Here is a 21,001-nt window from a genome sequence, read left to right as displayed (position 1 = left end):
ATCGTGATCCGTACCCTGCTCGCTTTGGACGGCGCCCTGGTTCTGGGCGCGCTGTCGTTCGTCCTCGCCGCCGAGGAGGACATCCGTGTCGTGGCGGAGGTGGATCGCGGCGACGCGGTCTCCGCAGCCGTCCACGCCCAACGCCCGGACGTGGTGGTGGCCGACCTCGATGTCGTCGAGGCAGTCGATCCCGGCCACCTCGGCCTGTGCCCGGTCCTGGTGCTGGCCCACCCGCGTCGGGCCCGGCGACTGCGGGGCATGCTCTGCCCGACCAGGACGCTCGGCATCCTGCGCAGCGACGCCGCCCCCCAGCGGGTCATCGACGGGATCCGTCGGCTCGCCCGGCGGGAGCCCGTGCTCGACGCGGATCTCGTCGTCGCGGCGCTGCGCTCGGACGGCCCACTGACCAGCCGCGAGACGGAGGTGTTGAGGCTGACGGCGGCGGGGGCGCCGGTCGCGGAGGTGGCGGTGTCGCTCGGCCTCACCCGTGGCACCGTCCGCAACCACCTCGGTCGGATCGCGCGCAAGGTGGGCGCGCGTACCCGGGTGGAGGCCGTGCGGATGGCAGGCGAGGCAGGCTGGATCTGACCGACGCCGTCGGGCTCGAGCGCGCGGGGTTCAGCCCCGCCGCGCCGACGCCGCCCCGGACGGCACCACCGAGTCGTCCCAGCAGCCGACGAGCACCCGGTAGGTGGCCGAGCGGGTCAGCAACTGTTCGTGCGTCCCCACCACGGGCTCGTCGCCGTCGAGGACCAGCACCCGGCCGGCCCGCAGCGCGGAACTGATCCGGTGTGCGATCACCACGAGGCTGCCGGGCCGCCGGGCGAAGGCGGCCTCGACCGTCGCCTCCAGCGCCGGGTCCAGGTGACAGGTCGCCTCATCGAGGACGACCAGCGGGGCGGGTGCCAACCAGGCCCGGACCGCCGCGATGAGCTGCCGCTCGCCGGCGGAGAGCAGGGCCGGCGCGATCGGCGCGTCCAGGCCGCCCAGGCGGGTCGCCAGGGGACGCGCGCCGAGCGTGTCGAGGGCGACCTCCAGCGTGTGGTCGTCGGCGTCCGGCCGCAGGTAGCGGAGGTTGTCGGCGAGACTGCCGGTGAAGACGTACGCCTCCTGGGGCACCAGCACTCGCATCTGGGCGAGAACGGCCGGCTCGACCTCGGCGACCGTCGCGCCGGCCAACTGGACCGTGCCTGCCTGCGGCGGCAGCAGACCGGCGATCAGAGCGGCCAGCGTGGACTTGCCCGCACCGCTGGGGCCCACCACGGCGAGATGGTCCCGGTCGGCCAGTGTCAGCGAGAAGTTCTGCAGGACGGGCCGGGCGCGCGGGCCGTAGCCGAAGGTCAGTCCCCGGACCTCGACGGCTGGCGAACGGCCGGACAGACCGGTGGGAGTCCGGGAACGGGGCGGCCGGGTGGTGGGGGCTGACGGGCGGCGGTCGTCGGACACCGGATAGGTGCGCAGGATGTTCTCCAGGGTGACCGCGTAGCGCAGCCCGCCGCCGCCGAGGCCCTGCACAAGGGTGTGCAGGGCGGGTTGCAGCCCGGTGGAGACGTAGATCAGCGCGCCCAGCACCGCGCCGGCGGTCAGACCATGCTCGACCAGCCACGGGGCGGTCACCATCAGCACCAGCAGCGGCAGCCACCCGCCGATGCCGAGGCTGAGGCTGCGGATCGCCGCCATCCGGGCGAGCATGCGTTCGGCGGCGGCCTGCGCCGACACCCAACGTTCCACGTCGGCCGTCACGCGTGTCTCGGCGCCGCAGGCCAGCACGTCGCGGTGACCGGCCAGCGCGGCCGCAGCCGACTGGCCGAGCTGCTCACCGGCCCGGACGTAGGCGCGCTGGTGCGTGACCATCGCCGGCAGCGCGGCGAGAAACACGACCAGTCCGGCGACCAGCGGTGCGGCGGCCAGCGCCGCCACCACCGGTGCCAGGGCGAGCAGGCCGAGCAGGGCCGCGCCAGCCGAGAAGAGGAAACCGCGGGTCACCATCAGCAGACCGGCGAAGGTGTCGCGGACGATCTCCATCTGGTGGGTCAGCCGGGTCACGGCGGCGCTGTCGGGGCGTCCACCCGCCCGGGTGGCAGCACGTAGCGCACCCCGGACCACCTGAGCGGCCACATCGTCGCGGAACGGCTCGACCACGGCGCCGAGGCTCCGGTACGTCCGACCGGTGGCCGCCGCCCCGACCAGCACGGCCACGGCGAGGACCCCCAACCAGGCCAGGCCGTCGAGGAGACGTCCGGCCAGGAAGCCGTCGTCGACGGCGCGGGCGACCAGATAGCCGGCGAGCAGCGCGGGCAGCGACTCGACAAGCGACCACCCGCCGAGTCCGGCGAGCTCCCGCCGGCGGGCCCGGAGCGCCCGCCAGGTCACCCGGCGTACACCGGGACGGCTCACGACCCACCGCCGGCCGGCTGGAAGACGGCACGGTAGTCCGGGTCGGCCCAGAGTCGCCGGTGCGGCGCCAGGCCGCGCAGCCGACCGCCGTCCAGCCAGGCCACGAGGTCGGCCGACGCGGCCGCCGCGGCCCGGTGGGTGACCACCAGTCGGGTACGCTCCCCGGCCCGCCCGACCACCGCCTCGGTGATCCGGTGTTCGGTCGCGGTGTCGAGGCTGGATGTCGCGTCGTCCAGGATGAGCAGCCGCTCGGCGGCGAACGCGCGGGCCAGGCCGAGGCGTTGGGTCTCGCCCCCGGAGAGCGGTGTGTCCACCAGCGGGGTGCGGTAACCGTCGGGCAGACGGTCGATCACGTCGGCGACCGCCGCCATGCGGGCCGCCCCGAGGACCGCCGACGTGGCCGGTCCACCGTCGGTTGGCGGCACCGCCGAGTCGACCGGCAGCGCCAAGCCGATCGCGTCGTGGACCGTCGCGCCGATCAGCACCGGCCGGTCGAAGGCGTAGCCGACGGCTCGGCGCAGTGCCGCCCCGTCGAGGTCCCGCAGCGGCACACCGTCCAGTCGCACCTCACCGCCGTCGGGGTCGTGTAGCCGTCCCGCCACGGCAGCCAGGGTCGATTTGCCGGCACCGGACGCTCCGACGACGGCCACGGTGGCGCCGGCCGGCACGTCCAGGTCGATGCCGTCCAGGATGGTCCGGCCGTCGTCGGCGTGCACGCACACCCCGCGCAGCCGCAGGGCGCCGCCGCCGGGTGGAAGGGGACGATCGCCTGCCGGCGCGGCGGGCTGCGTCAGCAACTCGGCGACCCGGTGTGCTCCCGCGCGGCTGCGGACCAGATGGTTCAGGGTGGCGAGCACTCCACCGAGCCCGGCACCCATGGCCGCGTACCGGACCGCGGCGACCAGTTGGCCCGGCGTGAGCCAGCCTGTGGTCAGGGCGTACCCGCCGACCGCGATGACGCTGAGGTTCAGCAGCGGCGCCACGGCCGAGGTTCGCGCACTCGCCCGGGCCAGCAGTTCCCAGGCGCGCCGGCCGTGCCGGTCCAGCTCCGGCAGGGCCGCCAGCACCCGGTCCTCCTCGCGGCGGGTGGTGCCGGCGGCGGCGATGGTCCGGGCACCGGTGAGCGACTCCAGCAGTCGGCCGGCGATGGTGCCGAGCACCCTCTGGTATTCGGTGGTAGCGGCCGAGGCGTCGGCCACGAAGGCACGCATGAGGACGGCGAGCAGGACGAGACCGGCGAGCATGGTGACCCCGAGGACCGGTTCCATGATGGTGAGCGCGACGACGCTGCCGAGCGGTGGAAGCACCGCCACGATGGCCAGGACCACGGCGTTGCCGGCCTGTCCCGCGTCGGCGGCCTGGCCGACCAACCGGCCGACGAGATCACCCACCGGGTGCCGGCGGGTGGCGCGGACGTCCAGGGCGAACAGGTGACGCAGCAGGTGCCGGCGCAGCCCGGCGGTGGCGCGTGCCGCACCGAACCCGCTGGCCAGGTCCGTGAGGGTGTCGACGCAGATGAGGACGACGACCAGGCCGCAGGCGGACACCGCCCACCAGCCGGAGCCGCCGGCGAGGGCGGCGTCGACGGCGCGGCCGAGGGCCGCGGGTAGCAACAGTTCGGCGGCCGCGCCGAGCAGCGCGACCGCCGCGAGTCCCCCGGTCCAGCCGCCGCCCGCCCAGACCGTCTGCCGGAGCAGCCTGTCCCCCCTGGCGAACGTCGGCATCGGTCCTCCCGTTGGTACGCGGTTGCCCTGGGTGGGTACGTCTACCCACCCAGGGCCCCACGTGTGTGTGGATCAGTTGCAGGTCGTGATGGAGAGCGAGCTGTCGCCGCAGAGCAGCAGGCTCGCCCGGCTACCGCCACCCGTGCGGTCGGCCGGAGCCATCTCCAGGCCCTGGAGGTCCAGAAGCGCCATGTCGTGTCACCTCCCTTCCATCCGTTCGCCGATCAGGTCGCCCCCGCTGTCGCGAGGGAGTCTCTGCGCGCCCGGCAGGGGCGCGAGGAAGGGCAGCGGCGGCGGCTGGTCGTGCTGCGCGCTGGCCAGCGCGAAGAGCACGCCGGCGGTGCCGGTGCCGAAGTCCATGGAGAGCCGCAGCAGCTGCTCACCGGGGAACGCGATCCCCTCCCGGTACGGCAGCGCGTGCCAGGTCAGCCGATCCAGCTGCGCACCGAGTTCGCGGCGGTCGGCCTCGTCGGCCGAGGCGGCGAGGTAGGCGATGATGCCGGCCCGGCCGGTGAAGAGCCCGGACTGTGCGTAGAACGGTGACCGCGCCGCGCGGCGGACCCCCGCGCTCGCCTCGGCGAACCGGTCGTCGGCGCGATGGCGCAGGTACTGGTCGAGGACCAGCCCGATGCCGACGCTGCCGTGTGCCAGGTACGGCATGGTGCGCCAACCCTCGTTGACCTCCAGGGCACCGTCCGGGCGCAGCACACACCGGCGCAGATCCTGACGCAGGGCGGTGGCGGCGTGCCCCAACAGTTCGTCGTCGCCGCCGAGCTCGTAGAGCCGCAACAGCATGAGCGCCGCTCCGGTCCGGCCACGTAGCAGCCCGGCGTACGGGTTGCGTCCGCCGCTGACGTCCGGGCCGGGGTCGTCGGCCAGTTGTCCGATCACCCGCTCGGCGGCCCGCCACGCGGCGGCGTGCAACGACACCTCGCCGGTACGCGCAGCCAACTCGGCCAGGTTGAGCGCGATCCCGGACAGTCCGCTCGCCAGGCTGTGGTCGAGCCCGTCCAAGGATTCGCGCAGGCAGATGTCGACGACGTCGAGCGCGTCCTGCCGACGTCCGAGGTGCTCGAGTGCGTAAGCGACGCCGTGCAACCCGTCGTAGAAGCCGCAGCGGGTGCCGGACGGGGGCGCTGTCGCCCGCCGCACCAGCCAGTCTTCGTGCTCGGGCCACCGCCCGACTCCGCTCTGGTCGAGCGCGTACAGCACTCCCGCCGCCCCGTGGGCGAGGTTGAGGCCGCCGCTGCGGAACTGTTCGATGTCACCGGGAAAGAGCCGGTCGTTTCGCTCGGGAGTGGCGCTGGCCATGATCGCTGTCGTCAACCGGTCCCGCATGGTGTGCCAGTCATCCGCGGCGAGGGCCTCTCGCGGGTCCGCGGTGGCCCGCGGGTCACCGGTGATCTCCTCGACCGCCGGGTCGAGGAAGGACCTCGGCACCGGGAAGTTCGCGGCGATGACGTCGGCCAGGTGGGTCACCTTCGCCGGGGCGAGCCGGACCAGCTGGGTCAGTGGCAGGAACAGCGCCAACCGCAGGCACGCCAGGGCGTACCGGTCGACCGCCGGCCCGGTCCGGTCCCTCGGTGCCGCGAAGCCCTGGTTGCGCAGCCCGGGTCGGCGGTGCCCGGCGATCGGGGCGGCCACCTCGAAGTCGACCAGGACGACCCGGTCGTCCGGCCGGATCATGATGTTGAACAGGTGCAGGTCCCCGTAGACGAGTCCGCGCTCGTGGATCGCCGCTACGACGGATTCGACCTGCTCGTAGATGTGCCGGGCCCATCGGGCGTACGCCGCCCGGTCTTCGTCGGTCGCGTCGGCGTCGATCAGCGGATACCGGTCGACCAGCACCTTGTTCAGCGCTCGACCCTCGATGAACTCGAGCGCGAGGAACCGGTGATCGCCGAGGGCGAACTCGTCGTGCACCCGCGGCACCTGCGGCAGGTCGGCGAGTTGCCGCAGGGCCTCCGCCTCGCGGGCCAGCCGGGCGACGGCGTCGGTGCCGTCGGCGTCCAAGCCGGCGTGCGGTCGGGCCTCCTTCAGCACCACCTCGGTGTCGGTACGCAGGTCCCTGCCCACGTACAGCCCGCCGCCGTTGGAAAAGTGGATCACTCGCTCGATCCGGTAGGGCACCTGGTCCGTGCTGGTTCCACTCCGGGCGGCCAGGTGCGGGCCGAGAAAGTCGGGCAGGGTGATCCAGGACGGTACGTGAAAGACGGGCTCACGGCGGTCCGGCACCAGCGTGCCGGAGTCGTCCTCGATCGCCGGCACCACCTGACCGTCAGGCGAGTGGCAGTAGCGGGCGGCGAAGCCGCCGTAGCGCACGTAGACCGGGCCGGTGCCGTAGCGGAGATCACTGAGGATGTACGGCCCGGATTCACCGGTGAGAAGTTCGTCGAGCTCCTTGCAGGCCAGCTCCAGCTCCGCGTCGTCGCGGGGATAGACCGTGATGAACTTGCCGCTGGCGGCGCGGGTGGCGTACTTGGAGTTGCGCAGCAGCAGCGTGCGGGGCCCGCGCAGGAACTTGAAGGACAGGCCGCGGGGGACGCAGTAGTTCCAGACCGCGTCCAGCACCCGCTCGGCGTTCGCCAGACCCGCCGACACGTGGATCTTCCAGCCCTGCTGCGGCAGCGAGCCGCCGTCGGGCGCGTAGATCAGCCAGTCGTCGAGCGGCTCGCGGCGCCAGCCGGTCGGCATCGGCCGTTCGGCGGCCGGGAAGACGGGCTGCGCGACGGCGCTGCCGAGCGAGTCGTAGAACAGTCGATCTGCGGCGCAGTAGCTGTCGTAGCGTTCGTCCACCGTCCCGCCGCCCCTCGAACTCGGCCGGCTGGTGTTCCGGCGTTGAGTCGAGTCTCATGGACGGGACGTGGCAAGCCCCAGTGAACTCAGTCACGACGTTCGATGTGAGGCGCACGGGCACTCATGACATTAGTCAGGCCCGCAGCGCGGTGGGGACCAGGCCGACCACCTGGTCCCCACCGGTCGGTCTGACTCCGTCAGCCCAGGTACTTCTCCCACGGCCCGGTGATCGCCAGGGTGAGGCCCGGGTCCTGCATGTTGACGAAGAGGACCCTGCCGTCGGCGGTGAAGGTCGGCCCGCAGAACTCCGAATCGTTGAGCTGGTTGCGGGCGATCGCGTACGTCGGCCCGCCCGGAGTCGCACTGAGCACGTGGGAGGCCCCGGTGCCGTCCTCGGCGAGCACCAGGCTGCCCCACGGGGTGACGGATACGTTGTCCGGGCCGTCGAAGGTGAGGTCGTTGTACTTGACCGGCGTGCCCTCCTCCGACGCGCTCTGGTGCGGGAAGTACGTCACCAGCTGGATGGTCTGGGTGCTGAAGTTGTAGAACCAGACCATGCCGTCGTGCGGCGCGGCGTCGGCTGGCAGGTCACCGTCGTCCCAGGCGTAGGAGTTGACCACGTACACGCCCTCGTCGGTGGCCCACACACCTTCGAACTTGCGTCCCCGGGTGACCTGACCGTCGGCGAACTGCTCGCGCACGGACTTGTGCCGCGCGTCGCGGTCCGGCACCTCGATCCACCGCACCGGGAAGGGGCGGCCCAACTGGGCGGAGGTCAGGTAGGCGACGTCCGGCAGCACCGAGCCGTCGTCCATGATGATCTGCATTGCGGCGAGGACACCTGCGTTCGGTGCGAGGCGGGTGAGCACGCCGGGACCGAGCTTGACGCCCCGTGGCGCCGACCAGCGGTAGAAGAGGCCGTTCGGCTCGTCGGCGTCTTCGGAGAGGTAGATGTTGGTGCGGTCCTTGTCGACCGCCAGGGCCTCGTGGGAGTAGCGGCCCAAGCACTTGATGGGCTTCGGGTCCGCGCTGCCGTCGGCCCAGACCTCGAAGACGTACCCGTGGTCCTTCTGGTAGACGCCGGACCGGCCGCCCTCTTCCCACTCGTCGCCGGCCCGGTCCTCGGTCTCCTCACAGGTGAGCCAGGTGCCCCAGGGGGTCGGCCCGCCAGCGCAGTTGGAGATGGTGCCGGAGAGGGCGACGAACTCGCCCAGGTTACGGCCCGCGCGGTCGGTTTTGATCACGGTGCAACCGCCGGCGTCAACGGCGCCCGCGTCGTACACCGTGCCCTTGACGTGCGGTACGCCGAACTCGGCGCCCGGGTCGATCTCGTGGTTCTGGATCAGGGTGTAACGGCCCTGGCCGGCGTCGTAGACGGCCATGCCGTCGTGGTCCGACGGCGTCACGCCCTGGCCACGGTCGAGTCGGGTGACGCCGGTCCGGGTCACCACCGTGTAGCTGAAGCCTTCCGGCAGGGCCAGGATGCCCTTGGGGTCGTCCACCAGCGGCGGGAAGGGCACGGGACCGCCCTTGACCGGCGAGTGCGGCCGGCCGGGGCTGGCCTGAGCGAGGGACGGCAGCCCACCGGCGACGGCAAGGCCCACGCCGGCGGCGGCGCCGCTCGCGAGGAAGGTACGACGGGAGGAAGGCACTCGAATCAGCTCCTGGTCAGGGTATGTGCGACGGCTCACAGCAAACTCCTGCGCGCAGACACCGACACGTCGCCTGAGGGTTCGAGAGGTGACATCGAAATTAAGAATCAGGGCCACTCACGGCTCGTCTGGTCACCCGTCGTCGGCGCCCATCCGGTCGCAGCCGCCCCGGAACGGCGAAACCCGCTGGAAGGGCGACGCCGCCCGGTGAGCCGTCGTACGGTCGAGGCACGGGTGCGCCGACCGGACCGGCGGTCCGGCCCGTGATCGGATCACGCCTTCGGGGGGACCTGTGTTTACCAACTCCGAGGAACTGCTGCGATACCTCAAGAACGAGGACGTGAAGTTCGTCGACGTTCGTTTCTGTGACCTGCCCGGCGTGATGCAGCACTTCAACCTGCCGGTCGAGTCCGTCAACGACGACCTCTTCACCGACGGCCTCGCGTTCGACGGTTCGTCGATCCGCGGTTTCCAGGCGATCCACGAGTCGGACATGCTCCTGCTCCCGGACGTCGCCACCGCGTTCATCGACCCGTTCCGCGCGCAGAAGACACTCGCGCTGAACTTCTTCATCCACGACCCGTTCACCCGCGAGGCCTACAGCCGCGACCCGCGTAACGTCGCGAAGAAGGCCGAGGCGTACCTCGCCGCCAGCGGCATCGCCGACACCGCCTACTTCGGCGCCGAGGCGGAGTTCTACATCTTCGACTCGATCCGCCACGAAACCTCCGCCCACCAGTCGTTCTACTACATCGACTCGATCGAGGGCGCGTGGAACACCGGCCGCGAAGAGCCGGGCGGCAACCGCGGCTACAAGACCGCCTACAAGGGCGGCTACTTCCCCGTCCCACCGGTCGACCACTACGCCGACCTACGTGACTCCATCGTCCGGCGCCTCGTCGACACCGGCTTCAACGTCGAACGCTCACACCACGAGGTGGGCACCGCCGGCCAGTCCGAGATCAACTACCGGTTCTCCACCCTGCTGCACGCCGGCGACCAACTGCAACTCTTCAAGTACATCGTGAAGAACGAAGCCTGGGCCAACGGCAAGACCGCCACCTTCATGCCCAAGCCACTGTTCGGCGACAACGGCTCCGGCATGCACACCCACCAAAGCCTCTGGCTCAACGGTGAACCGCTCTTCTACGACGAGACCGGCTACGCGGGCCTGTCCGACATGGCCCGCTGGTACATCGGCGGCCTGCTACACCACGCACCGTCGCTGCTGGCCTTCACCAACCCGACGATCAACTCCTACCGTCGCCTCGTGCCCGGCTTCGAAGCACCGGTCAACCTGGTCTACTCCCAGCGCAACCGCTCCGCCTGCACCCGCATCCCAGTCACCGGCGCGAACCCGAAGGCCAAGCGCGTCGAGTTCCGCGTCCCGGACCCGTCAGCCAACGTCTACCTGGCCTTCTCCGCCATGATGATGGCCGGCCTCGACGGCATCAAGAGCAAGATCGAGCCTCCGACGCCGATCGACAAGGACCTCTACGACCTCCCGCCGGAGGAATGGGGCGACGTCAAACAGGTCCCCGCCTCCCTCGCGCACGCGTTGGACTCCCTGGCCCACGACCACGACTACCTGCTCGACGGCGGCGTCTTCACCCCGGACCTGATCTCCACCTGGATCGAGTGGAAGCGGGCCAACGAGGTCCAACCCATGGCACTACGCCCAACGCCGCACGAGTTCGCGCTCTACTTCGACTGCTGAACACCCCTCGACATCTCAGCGAGCGGCGGTCTCGGCGGCCAGGTGGTCCAGGCCCTCCGCAGCTCGCGCAGGTCAGCCTCGATCTGCTCGCAGAGGCTCGGCGGGGGGCGGCAACGCGCGCGCCCAGGCGTGCCAGTAGGCCGCGCCGCCGCTGGTCTGGCGCAGGATCGCGTCGGCGCGCGTCACGCCGTCACTCGGACCGCCGCCCGTTCTTGCCTCCGGCCACAAGCACACCAGGTAGCGGTCCGGCCGCCGATCCAGGTAGGTGTCGTCGTCCTCGTCAAGGTCGTCAGGGTCGATCCCGCCGAACGGGTCATGCCCCTCGTCCATGCCCACGGCGCAGTACCGCACCCGGTAGACCGGCAGCCCGCCGGTGTCCTGCCCTTCCGGAGTCAGCGGCAGCCGGGCGAGTGACCCGTCCCCCCACGGGACCAGGTCGACCACCGCGGCCCCCGGCAGAAACGACACCTCCACCACCTCCTCCCACTCCTGCGCTGCCGCCGGCGGCTCAATGTCATGCAACTCGATCGTGAACCGGACCCGCCCCGTGTCCGTGCCAGTCATCAGAAACAACACGCCCGGCCGGCTGGCCCCGCAGAGGCCGTTCACCTGCCCAGCGAATGCCGCCTCCATGCCTGGCAGGTCACGGCTCATCACATAGACCTGCCCGTACGCGACCGGTACCTGGCCGTCGAAGAGAACCCGCATCGGCCGATGCTCTCATCGACCGACGCGCGCCCGCTGTCCCGACAATGCGGCGAACACGTCGTCAAGCAGTTCGGTGATAGGTGCTGAGGACAGGGCTTCCTCGGTGCGCGGGTGTCCCCGGGCGGGTAACGCAGGCATGGAACCTGGGTTGACATTGGCCTGGCGCAGCCATTTGAACGACGTCATCGGGGTGCATCCCGACGCCCTTGGCGATCTGCTCGGCCGTCACTCCCGCCCGCCTACGGTGCGCGCCAGCTCAGATGTCGCCTATCGGTGCAGCAGGCCCAACTCACCCACCGCTACACCTTCATTCGGGAAGATTCCGTCTCGTACGCGTGAACCCGCAAGGCGATCGCGACTGATCTGGACGGCGTCGTCGATCAGCGAGAGAACCGGCCTCACCCCACCGCTACCCCCATTCGTGAAGAGCTTGACACAACATGGGGCCAGGTGTTGACTGGCGGCTATGGGACCGGCCCCAGCAGAAGAACAAGAGCCGCTTTCCCGGTCGAATGTTGCTGAACGCCAGATTGTCGCTCCGTGGTGGTACTACGCGGTAATCGGGATAGTCGCAGGCGCTGCAGTCGCGGCAACTGCCCTTTTGCCGCAGCAGATCGCGGGGCCCCTTCTCGTCGTCGCAGCCCTATTTGTGGGAGTGACCAGCCGTATCGCGGCGAGAGCCGCGGGAACTCGCCTGCCCATTCCGGCCAGCGCTGTCGGCGTCGGTTATCTGGTAGCCCTGGCGGTCGCGCTGATCGGGTCCTTGATCGTTGCATGGACCGTGGTGCGTCCCGACGGCCCATCCTGGCTCGCCTGGATGCTCGCCGCCCTCGTGTTTGTGGTCGCACTCAGCGGAACCTGGGTGGCGAAGACGGGACGTACGGCACAGGCCTGAGGGCCCGCCACGTCCCGTCGGAGAGCGGTCCACGGCGAGTGTTGGGCATCGATAGCCAGCATCGTCCGCCGGTTGACCGTCACCCGCACCCCGACCTGGCGACACGCATAGCCCCCACCGCCGCACCTCGAGGCGTTCCTCGGCCTGCGAACGCACCCTGGCCATGCTGGAGGAGTGCGGGTACGACGGGCTGCGGCCCGGTCGTTCGCACCGGACCCGGCCGAACCGGCCGAGCCGTCGGATACCGGACAAGTCGGTGCGGGTACCTGAGCTGGCCTGCAACCCTGACCACTCCCCAACATCGGTCGCTCCACCGTGCTCGTCCGACTACGGTGGGTGGTTCTACAGTGGAGGCGCGTTACGGGCAGGTCAGCCCCGTCCCGCCACGGTCGCCCACACCGTCGGGCGGCCCCGGCCGGCCAGAGAGGATCGTGCATGGCGAAGGAGACGGTGCTGCGGGCCTCTGACGCGCCCGCCCAGAGGGGTGCGTGGCCCGTCCGCCGCGGCCGGCTCCCGGACCCGTTACGCAGCACCCCGGCGCTGATCGTGCTGCACGGGGTCCTGCTGATCCTGACTCTGCTCGTCACCGCCGTGGTGGCCGTGCGATCCTCCGGCCCGGCCGACAACCTGGGTGAACGCGCCGCCGATGTCGCCGTGACCACCAGCAGCACCGCCAGCGAGATCTACCAGGGGCTGGCCGACGCCGATGTGGCCGCGAGCGCCGTCTTCCTGCTACCCCCGGGCGCTGACCAGCATGAGAAGCTGCGAACCGACTACGACACGGCCGTGCACATCGTCGAACGGCAACTCACCGACGCGATGGGCGGGGCCGTCAACGACCCCGACCGGCTGAACCGGCTGGCCGCGATCGGCTCCCGGCTGACCGTCTACCGGGGAGTGGTCTGCGCGGCCCTGGCCACCGCCGGCGCCCCGTCGGGCGCGTCACCGGCCTGCCCACCAGCACCGGCGGCAGCACCGGCGGCGGACCCCGGGTCGACCGCACGCGCGGTGCTCGCCTCGGCGTACGCCCGCGAGGCGTCCCACTACATGTCCACCGAACTGCTCACCGAGGCCCAGCGACTCTGGGACGACGACACTCGGCGGCTGCTGCACGCCCGGGCCGACGCCCGGCCCTGGGTGGCCGCTTCGGTGCTGGTGCCCCTGGCGCTGCTCGGCGCCCTCGTCGCCACCCAGCTCTGGTTGCGTCGCCGCACCCGGCGGCGGTTGAACGCCGGGCTGCTGCTCGCCTCGGGCGCCGCCGTGGCCGTGCTGGCCATGCTGGTCGCCTCGTGGTGGCACTGGCCGGCCGCCGACGATCAGTTCGGCGACCTGGAAACGGCGATCGCGGCGCAGAACACCAGCCAGCAGACCCTGGGCGACCTGCTCGCCGGACGCGCCGACCTCTACCTGGCCCTCGGGGCCAGCGTCGACCCGGCGGGACACCAGGCTGACTTCTACGCCCGAGGGGTCTGCCCCGACCCGCAGGCCCGGACCTCGTCGCTCGACTGCCCGGCCATCAACGAGGTCTGGACCGCCCGACAGAGCAAAACCCAGGACGCGTTCAGCAAAGCCGTCAACACAGTGCTCCGGGACGGGTCGATCGGCCAGTCCTTCGAAGAGGAGAAGAGCAACCTCAAGAAGGCCCTGAACGCCGACGGCGACCGCGCGGACGACGCGCTGGAGCAACTACCCGCGGCCCCTCGACAGTTCGGCGGCGCGGCCGCCTGGCTCACCCTGCTCGCCGGGGCCGGCGTGGTCGCCGGCCTACGCCAGCGCTACCTGGAGTACCAGTGAACACCGGCGGCGGAGGTCCGATGGCGATTTCCTCGACGGCCCGGACGCTGCTTGCCGGCGTACTGCTGGCGACCCTGGCCGGGTGCACCGCGCCGGTGGCGACCACGCCCGCGCCGCCCGCCGGCCCGCCCGGGGCGCAGACCCTCACCCCGTCCGGGGAGGCAACCCCGATCTGTCCGGTACGGCGCAGCCTCCCGGCCAGCGCAAACCCACCGCAGCGGATCCTCGCCCGTGGGGACGAGCAGAGGCTGGTCGCGGGTGTCGACCCGTCCGACGCGACCATGAGCCACTGGAACTCGTCGACGCAGCAGTTCGAGGGTTTCAACATCGACCTGCTGCTGGAGGTGGCCCGGGCGCTCTGGCCGGAGGGCAACCCCCGCGACCGGATCGAGTTCCGGGTCGTCCCGCCCGGCCAGGGCGCTTTCGAGATGCTCAACCGCGGCGAGATCGACCTGATCGCCACCTCACTCACCGCGTCCTGCGAACGCGCCAAGGAGGTGCTCTTCTCCAACGACTACCTCGACTCCGGGCAGACGGTGCTGGTCCGGGCACGCGAGGGTCGGCCGGAGTTCGCCGGTGTGGAACAGCTCGGCGGTCATCGGGTCTGCGCCGCCAACAACACCACCTCGCTGGCCGCCATCCGCCGCTACCAGACGGCCGGCGGACAGCGGCTGGTGCCGGTGGCGGCGGAACACTCCATCGACTGCCTGGTGATGCTGCGCCAGGGCCAGGTCGACGGGGTCAGCACCGACGAGAACATCCTGCAGGGCTTCGCCCAGATGGCCCCCGACACCATGCTGGTCACCGAGCCGCCCCGGCCGGACCAGCGATTCTGCACGTACAACCTCAGCGACGACTGCCGCTGGTTCACCGACGAGCCGCACGCCTTCGCGTTCCGTCTGGAGGACCTGGAGTTGGCCGCCTTCGTCAACCACGCCCTCGCCCTGCCCGGTACCCGGCAGGCGTGGCTGACAGCACACGCCAGATGGCTCGTCGGGCATCCGGACGCGGGACGGGACCCGGGCACCGGCGCGCGGACGCCGATGATGCCCTCGCCCGGCGAACCGGTCACCTCCTGGCCACCGCCGCGCCCGTCCGCCGCCCCGACGGACTGAGGAGGCCGACGAATGCTGACCGTCCAGGACCGGCTGGAGGCCTTCAATACCGCCCACGTCCGCGTCTGCGACCTGATGGAGGACATGGAACGCGCGGTCGCCGGCCGGTTTCCGCCGACCGACAGCCAACCCGCCGCGCGGGCGGCGCGGGAGCATCTGCTGCGGCTGAACTGCCTGACGCTGGCCCTCGTCCAGCGCAAGGACGCCTTGGCCCGGCTCGACCCGACGCAGCCCGCAGACGAGGCGGCGCTGATTCAACTGCTCGCCGGGCCCTGCCCGGTCCGGTTCACCGCCGCGACCGGTGACCAGGTCCAGGTCGAAGAGCTGAGGGTGACCCGGATCGTGCAGAACGCCGCCGACCAGGCCGATCAGATCCGCGCGCTCGTCGCGGCCTCTGCCGACGAGCGGCCGGCACCCGACCCGTACCGGCTGGCCGAGCGTGGGTTCCGGGTCCGGTCGTCGCTGGACCGGCTCCGCCGGCTCGCGGCGGAGGCCGCCTCCGAGGGGCTGGGCGGCGCCACCGACCCGATCGCCCCGCTCGCCGCCGACGGGCTGCTCGGCCGGCTCGCCGCCGCCGATCCGGGCCACCGGCCCGACACCGACGCCGAGGCTCTGGGCGAGGCCCTCGACCGGGACCTGGAACGGGTTGATGCGATCCGGCGCGGCCTGCGCAGCCGGTGCCACCGTGAGCTGAGCGGGCGGCTGGAGGCGTACCGGCAGAAGGCCGCCGACGAGGGCCGAGCCGAACATCCCGAACTGGAAGAGTCCTACCGGGACGCGGTGGCCGGGCTGCGTCCCGGGTCGTTCGAGGTGGCCGCCGCGAGCCGGGCGGTACGCGCCTACCAACAGGCCGTGAACGGAGGAGCCCGATGACGGTGACCAGCCAAAGCTGCGTGGAACGCCACTGCTCCGGCGAGGTGGACGCGGACGGGTTCTGCCGGTTGTGGGGGCACGAGTGCGATGGTCGTGGCGGGGCCCCGGTGACACGGTTCGTGCCCCGTCCGGCGTTGCCGTCGTCCCAGCCCTGGGAGGAACCGGTGCAGTTCCCAGCGGCCCGCCCCCGGGACCCGCTGACCGCCGTGCTCGCCGAGCCGGTCGTGCCGGAACACTCCCGGATCTGCGCGAGCACCACCTGCCACACCCGGCTGCCCCGGATCAGCGGCCACTGCCCGAACTGCGGCACCCGCTACTCGTTCACCCCGCCGCTGGCCGTCGGCGACGTGCGGGCCGCGCGCTACGAGATCGCCGGGTGCCTCGGCAACGGCGGGGTGGGGTGGGTGTTCCTCGCCCGCGACCAGGACATGGACGGTGCCTGGCGGGTGCTCAAGGGGCAACGCAACCCGGAGGACCGGGAGGCGGTCGCGGCGTTCGTCGCCGAACGGCAGGCGCTGATCGCGCTGAACCACCCGCGCATCGTCACCATCACCCACGCGCTGCGCCCCGAGGCGCACCACGACACCGGCTACCTGGTGATGGAGTACGTCAACGGCGGCACCCTGGAGGAGGCACGCAGCGCGGCGGGCCCGGGCGGGCGGGCCGCTGCCCTCGACCCGACCCAGGCCCTCGGGTACGGGGTGCAGATCCTCGACGCGTTCGACTACCTGCACGACCAGGGTTGGCTCTACTGCGACCTCAAACCCGAGAACGTGATGCGGGTCGGCGGCGGAGTCGGCGACGACGCGATCAAGCTGGTCGACTTCGGCGCCGCCCGGAAGATCGACAACCGGGTGAGCCCGGCCTGGGGTACCGAGGGATTCACCGCCCCGGAGGTCAAGCGGCTCGGCGCGGCCGGGCCCAGCGTTCGCTCTGACATCTACACCGTCGGGCGGACTCTCGCCGCGTTGACCCTGGTCACCCAGTCGACGAACGTGTCCCGGGTCGCCGCCGGGGAGGAGTTGCTGCGGTTGCCCACGCCGGCCCGGCTCGACCCGTTCCTGCGTCTGCTCGCCCGGGCCACCGCCATCGACCCGGCCGACCGGTTCGGCTCCGCCGCGCAGATGCGTGAACAGGTCCAGGGCGTACGCCTGCAGGTCGCCTCCGCCGCCGACGGCGAGGCCCGGCCCAGCCGCTCCACCCTGTTCAGCCCTTCGGCGTGCGCGTTCGCCCTGCACACCGATGACACGGTGAACCCGGTGGAGGTGCTGCTGGGTCTGCCGGTGCCGCTGGTCGACGGCACCGACCCCGCAGCTGGCTTCCTCGCCTCGCTCGGCCCCGCCGAGCCCGACGAACTCATCGAACTGCTGGCCACCGCGCCCGAACGGACCGCGCAGGTGGTCTACCGGGCGGTGCGCGCTCACCTCGCCGCCGGCCGGGGGGTTGAGGCGGAGGCGCTGCTTGCTGACATCCCCGTCGACCACCAACGGGACTGGGCACTGTGGTGGCACCGGGGCCTGGTGGCCCTGGGCAAGCAGGAAACCGACCTCGCCCTACGCTGGTTCCAGCAGGTGTACGACTGGCTGCCCGGCGAGGTCTCCACCCGGCTGGCGTACGCGGTCGCCTGCGAACTCGCCGACAACCCGGATGCCGCCGCCGACCACTACCGGGGCGTGTGGGACACCGACCGGGGGGTATTGGCGGCCGCGTTCGGGCTGGCCCGCTGCCGGCTGGCCACGGCCGATCCGCGCGGGGCCGCCAACGCCCTGCTGAGCGTGCCGGAATCCTCCCGCGCCTGCACCGAGGCGGTCGCCTGCGCGGTGCGCATCCTGCTCGACGCGCCAGACGACGGGCGTCGGCTGGCCACCGCGCTGGAGGCGGCCGCGATCGTGGACAAGCTGCCGCCGTTCGCCGAGCGCGAGACGGTCGAGTCGCACATCCTGCGGATCGCGCTCAGCTGCGACCTGGCCGGCTCCGAGCACGCCGGCCGGCGGTTGTTCGGGCAACCGCTCGACGACGACAGCCTGCGCCGCGCCTTCGAACGCCGGTGCCGCTCGCGCGCCCGGCGCACCGCCGACCAGCGGGAGCGGATCGCACTGGTCGACCTGGCCAACTCGTACCGTCCGGTGACGTGGTGGTGACCGCGGCCGACGGCTCCGACGGAAGGAAGGCACCGATGAAACCCGCCGACGGCCCGCCGCTCGCGGTCACCGCGCACCACCGGGAATTCCTGCCGGCGGACGGCGCGGTGCTCGACGTGATCGCGACCGTGCACGGCCCGGAACCGGCCAGCAACGTACGCCACGACGGGCTGGCCGAGGTGATCCTGCTGGACACGTCGGGGTCGATGGGCGCGCCGCAGGCCAAGATGCAGGCCGCCCGGCAGGCGAGCATCGCCGCGATCGACGCCCTACCCGACGGGGTCGCCTTCGCGGTGGTCGCCGGCACCGGCACCGCCACCATGGTCTTCCCGGCTGAGGTGCGGCTGGCGGTCGCCGACGAACGCACCCGGGCTGCCGCCCGCCGCGCGCTGAAATCCGTCTCACCGCACGGCGGCACCGCCATCGGCACCTGGCTGCTGCTGGCCCGGCAACTGCTGGCGACCCGGCCGGACGCGATCGGGCACGCCATCCTGCTCACCGACGGCCGCAACGAGACCCAGCACCCCGACGACCTGCGGGCCGCGGTCCAGGAGTGCGAGGGCCACCTCACCGTCGACTGTCGGGCGATCGGCTCGGCCGACGGCGTGCACGACTGGGACGCGACCGAACTGCTCGGCATCGCCGAGGCGCTGGGCGCCAACCCGGTGGTCCCGGTGGAGGACCTCGCCGGCCTCGGTGACGAGTTCCGGACGGTCCTGGCCCGGGCGATGGCCCGGCGGGTGGCGAACGCGCGGCTGCGGATCCGCACCACCGAGCTGGCCCGGGTCCGGTTCGTCAAGCAGGTACACCCGGCCATCGCCGACCTCACCGGGCGTGGCGAGCCGGCCGGCGAGTTGACCACCGGGTACCCGATCGGCGCCTGGAGCCCGCAGGACCGCCGGGACTACCACGTCGGCTTGGAGGTGGACCCACTCGCCGCCGGCACCCGGCGGCGCATCGGCTGGCTCAGCGTCGACACCGAGACCGGCGAGGCCCCGGTAGAGGTGCCGCTGACCGTGGAGTGGACCGACGATGTGCTGAGCCACTCGGAGATCCACCCCAGCGTCGCCTTCTACACCGTGCAGCAGGACTACGCCACGGCGTTCCACAGTGGCCTCGCCGCAGCCCGCGAGGACCGGATCGCTGAGGCTGAGGAGAAACTCGGGCGGGCGGTGGCGCTCGCCCACGCCACCGGCAAGGACGCCGACGTGCAGCGGATCGCCCGGATCGTGGACGTGCACGACGCCGCAGCCGGTCTGGTCCGACTCAAGGTTGGCGTCGACTGGCGGCTGGCCGAGTCGTCCCGGGTCGTGGTGCACACCACCACCCGGTGGGGCGCGGCCGCCGACGAGCGCCGCCCGCCCACACCGGCGCCCCGGGCCGCCCCCTGGTCGCACTGCGGGGAGCGGCAGCTCGGGGCGTACTGCCAGGTGTGCGGGGCTGAGCACGGCACCGGCGAAGCGGTGCCGGAGCGCCGATGACCCTGGATGTCTGGGACAAGGTCGCCAGCGTGGTGAGCGGCAGCCTGGCGCTGGCCGCCGCCGCAGTCGCCGTCCGCCAGCATCTGCGCGACCGGAGCCGACAGGGCTGGTGGTCGACGCTGACCCGGCTGTGGGAGCGGGAGACCGACGCGGGGATCGTCCACCCGCACCACTTCGACGCGCAGGTACCCCCGCTCTCCGAGGTGTACGTGCCCCGACGGGCGGTGCCCCGGCTGGGCCGGGCCGAGGAGGCGGTCGACGCGGCACAGCTGTTCACCGGCACCCGGAACGTGCTGCTGGTCGGCGAGCCGGGCAGCGGAAAGACCGCGCTGATCGCGTACGAGAGCGCCCGGTCCGCCGAGCGTTGGCTCCGCTCCCGGGGCCGCCGGCGGAGTCGGCCCGTCGGACCGGTCCTGGTGCGTCTGCCGGCCGCCGCGCTGGTCCACCACGCGCTGCCCGATGCGCTGCGCGACGCGTACGGCGAGGCACCGCTGGACTTCCGCCGGCCGCCGGCACCCGGCGTGCGCTGGCTGATCTGCGTGGACCGGGTGGACGCCGTCGCCGACCCGGGCGACCGGGGCAACGTGCTCAACCGGCTCGCCGAGGCGGGCCGCTCCGCGGCAAGGGACGCCTCGCCGTGCCGGATCCTGGTCACCACCCGGCCACTGGACGCCGACGAACTGGCCACGCTCGGGGAGGACTATCCCGCGTACCAGCTCGCGCCGTTCACCCGCGCCGACGTCACCGCGCTGGCCGGCCGGTGGTTCCCGGACCACGGCGAGGCCCAGGGCTTCCTCACCTGGACGCATACCCAGCGGATCACCGACCCGGTGCGCAACCCGCTGGTCGCCACCGTCGCCGCCCTGGTCTGGCGCAACCGCCGGGCAGCCCCGGTCAGCCGGCCCGGCCCGGCGGCGCTGTTCGAGGACTTCGTGCAGGCCCTGCTGCACGGCGGCCGGGGCAGCCTCGACGCCACCTGCCGGGCATTGCGCGACCACCCGCCGCACGGCCCGGCGATCGCCGACTGGCTCGCCGAGCGGCACACCGAACTGGTAGAGGTCGCCGCCACGGCGGCGGCGGCCGGCGCGGACCCGGTCGCCGAGGTGGCGAAGTGGTCGGCGGAGCACGCGCCCTACCCACCGGCCCAGCATCTCGACAACTGGCCGCAGCAGATCCGGGACCTGCTGCTCGCCACCGACCTCTTCCGCGCCGACCGGGATGCCCTGGTCTCGGTCTGGCCCAGCCTGATCGACCACCTGGCGGCCGGGCCGCTGACCCGGCAGTGGAGCCCGGAAGCCTGGACGTCTCTGATGAACACCACCAGCACGCGGTTCGTGGGGGTGCAGGTGTTTCAGCGGATGGAAGCGCCAGAGGCGCTGCTGCGCGACCGGCTGGCGGAACCGAGCTGGGCCGCTGCCGTCGGACATCTGCTGGTCAGCACCGACGCGGTCCGAGGCACCGACGACCCCGGGCTACGGACCGAGGTACTGGCGGCGTTGCTGGGGCACTGGGCCGCCGACCCGGTCGGCGACACCAGCCGCACCTGCCTGTCGCTGTTGCGCACGCTGGCCGCGAACCAGGCCGACCGGGACCTGCTGTTCAAAATCGGCGCAGACGGGAACCGGTCCAGGGCCACACGCCTGGCCGTCACGCGCTTCTTCCGCGCCGACGGCCACCCATAGTCGACCGCACGGCCCGGGCACGGCAT

At 72.2% G+C, this 21,001-nt stretch carries 15 protein-coding genes; 9 read left to right on the top strand and 6 right to left on the bottom strand.

The genetic code is table 11. The annotated features are described in order from the left end of the window. Positions 1-3: 3 nt before the first annotated feature. The gene (locus JOD64_RS27780) at positions 4-588 is read left to right on the top strand and encodes a response regulator transcription factor (RefSeq protein WP_204944946.1); all 585 of its coding nucleotides are present in this window, start codon (positions 4-6) and stop codon (positions 586-588) included. Positions 589-618: 30 nt separating this feature from the next. Here the strand turns inward: JOD64_RS27780 and JOD64_RS33865 are convergent, their stop codons facing one another. The 5 genes from JOD64_RS33865 to JOD64_RS27755 all read right to left on the bottom strand — a co-directional run bounded on the left by JOD64_RS33865 (position 619) and on the right by JOD64_RS27755 (position 8,569). Continuing rightward, positions 619-2,397, bottom strand: a complete 1,779-nt coding sequence (locus JOD64_RS33865; RefSeq protein WP_204944945.1) for an ATP-binding cassette domain-containing protein — start codon at positions 2,395-2,397, stop codon at positions 619-621. Continuing rightward, positions 2,394-4,121, bottom strand: a complete 1,728-nt coding sequence (locus JOD64_RS27770) for an ABC transporter ATP-binding protein (RefSeq protein ID WP_204944944.1) — start codon at positions 4,119-4,121, stop codon at positions 2,394-2,396. The genes JOD64_RS33865 and JOD64_RS27770 overlap by 4 nt, the downstream gene beginning before the upstream one ends. A gap of 72 nt (positions 4,122-4,193) precedes the next feature. Beyond that, positions 4,194-4,313 (bottom strand): SapB/AmfS family lanthipeptide, encoded by a 120-nt coding sequence (locus JOD64_RS27765; protein ID WP_120569348.1) that lies wholly within the window; start codon positions 4,311-4,313, stop codon positions 4,194-4,196. A gap of 6 nt (positions 4,314-4,319) precedes the next feature. Next, the gene (gene lanKC / locus JOD64_RS27760) at positions 4,320-6,917 is read right to left on the bottom strand and encodes a class III lanthionine synthetase LanKC (protein WP_204944943.1); all 2,598 of its coding nucleotides are present in this window, start codon (positions 6,915-6,917) and stop codon (positions 4,320-4,322) included. A gap of 197 nt (positions 6,918-7,114) precedes the next feature. Then, positions 7,115-8,569: an alkaline phosphatase PhoX gene (locus tag JOD64_RS27755; protein ID WP_204944942.1), complete on the bottom strand. Its 1,455-nt coding sequence runs from the start codon at positions 8,567-8,569 to the stop codon at positions 7,115-7,117. Positions 8,570-8,861: 292 nt separating this feature from the next. Here JOD64_RS27755 and glnA point away from each other — a divergent pair, with 292 nt between their 5' ends. Continuing rightward, a complete protein-coding gene (glnA, locus tag JOD64_RS27750; RefSeq protein ID WP_204944941.1) occupies positions 8,862-10,286 on the top strand; it encodes a type I glutamate--ammonia ligase in 1,425 nt (474 codons plus the stop codon). A gap of 72 nt (positions 10,287-10,358) precedes the next feature. Here glnA and JOD64_RS27745 read toward each other — a convergent pair whose 3' ends face one another. After that, positions 10,359-10,994: a hypothetical protein gene (locus JOD64_RS27745; RefSeq protein WP_204944940.1), complete on the bottom strand. Its 636-nt coding sequence runs from the start codon at positions 10,992-10,994 to the stop codon at positions 10,359-10,361. 466 nt (positions 10,995-11,460) lie between these two features. Here JOD64_RS27745 and JOD64_RS27740 point away from each other — a divergent pair, with 466 nt between their 5' ends. The 7 genes from JOD64_RS27740 to JOD64_RS27710 all read left to right on the top strand — a co-directional run bounded on the left by JOD64_RS27740 (position 11,461) and on the right by JOD64_RS27710 (position 20,975). Beyond that, positions 11,461-11,889, top strand: a complete 429-nt coding sequence (locus tag JOD64_RS27740) for a hypothetical protein (protein ID WP_204944939.1) — start codon at positions 11,461-11,463, stop codon at positions 11,887-11,889. A 435-nt stretch (positions 11,890-12,324) separates the two neighbouring features. Continuing rightward, on the top strand, positions 12,325-13,683 hold the full coding sequence (locus JOD64_RS27735) for a GlnX family signal transduction membrane protein (RefSeq protein ID WP_204944938.1): 1,359 nt from the start codon (positions 12,325-12,327) through the stop codon (positions 13,681-13,683). 20 nt (positions 13,684-13,703) lie between these two features. Then, positions 13,704-14,798 carry a transporter substrate-binding domain-containing protein gene (locus JOD64_RS27730; RefSeq protein WP_204944937.1) on the top strand — a complete coding sequence of 365 codons (1,095 nt, stop codon included), beginning with the start codon at positions 13,704-13,706 and terminating at the stop codon, positions 14,796-14,798. A gap of 12 nt (positions 14,799-14,810) precedes the next feature. Next, positions 14,811-15,671 carry a hypothetical protein gene (locus tag JOD64_RS27725; RefSeq protein WP_204944936.1) on the top strand — a complete coding sequence of 287 codons (861 nt, stop codon included), beginning with the start codon at positions 14,811-14,813 and terminating at the stop codon, positions 15,669-15,671. Next, the gene (locus JOD64_RS27720) at positions 15,668-17,812 is read left to right on the top strand and encodes a serine/threonine-protein kinase (protein ID WP_204944935.1); all 2,145 of its coding nucleotides are present in this window, start codon (positions 15,668-15,670) and stop codon (positions 17,810-17,812) included. Before JOD64_RS27725 ends, JOD64_RS27720 begins: the two co-directional genes overlap by 4 nt. Before the next feature lie 35 nt (positions 17,813-17,847). Beyond that, entirely contained in the window at positions 17,848-19,293 is a 1,446-nt protein-coding gene (locus tag JOD64_RS27715) for a VWA domain-containing protein (protein WP_204944934.1), read from the top strand. Further along, positions 19,290-20,975, top strand: a complete 1,686-nt coding sequence (locus tag JOD64_RS27710; RefSeq protein WP_204944933.1) for an NACHT domain-containing protein — start codon at positions 19,290-19,292, stop codon at positions 20,973-20,975. Before JOD64_RS27715 ends, JOD64_RS27710 begins: the two co-directional genes overlap by 4 nt. Positions 20,976-21,001: the final 26 nt, after the last annotated feature.

It is taken from the genome of Micromonospora luteifusca (assembly GCF_016907275.1).
GTDB lineage: Bacteria > Actinomycetota > Actinomycetes > Mycobacteriales > Micromonosporaceae > Micromonospora > Micromonospora luteifusca.
This window is presented reverse-complemented; position numbering and strand designations above follow the sequence as displayed.

Coding starts and splice junctions, on each gene's coding strand:
- JOD64_RS27725 (WP_204944936.1), top strand. CDS start 14,811: ATGCTGACCGTCCAGGACCGGCTGGAGGCCTTCAATACCGCCCACGTC.
- JOD64_RS27715 (WP_204944934.1), top strand. CDS start 17,848: ATGAAACCCGCCGACGGCCCGCCGCTCGCGGTCACCGCGCACCACCGG.
- JOD64_RS27735 (WP_204944938.1), top strand. CDS start 12,325: ATGGCGAAGGAGACGGTGCTGCGGGCCTCTGACGCGCCCGCCCAGAGG.
- JOD64_RS27740 (WP_204944939.1), top strand. CDS start 11,461: ATGGGACCGGCCCCAGCAGAAGAACAAGAGCCGCTTTCCCGGTCGAAT.
- JOD64_RS27745 (WP_204944940.1), bottom strand. CDS start 10,994: ATGCGGGTTCTCTTCGACGGCCAGGTACCGGTCGCGTACGGGCAGGTC.
- JOD64_RS27710 (WP_204944933.1), top strand. CDS start 19,290: ATGACCCTGGATGTCTGGGACAAGGTCGCCAGCGTGGTGAGCGGCAGC.
- JOD64_RS27720 (WP_204944935.1), top strand. CDS start 15,668: ATGACGGTGACCAGCCAAAGCTGCGTGGAACGCCACTGCTCCGGCGAG.
- JOD64_RS27765 (WP_120569348.1), bottom strand. CDS start 4,313: ATGGCGCTTCTGGACCTCCAGGGCCTGGAGATGGCTCCGGCCGACCGC.
- JOD64_RS27770 (WP_204944944.1), bottom strand. CDS start 4,121: ATGCCGACGTTCGCCAGGGGGGACAGGCTGCTCCGGCAGACGGTCTGG.
- JOD64_RS27730 (WP_204944937.1), top strand. CDS start 13,704: ATGGCGATTTCCTCGACGGCCCGGACGCTGCTTGCCGGCGTACTGCTG.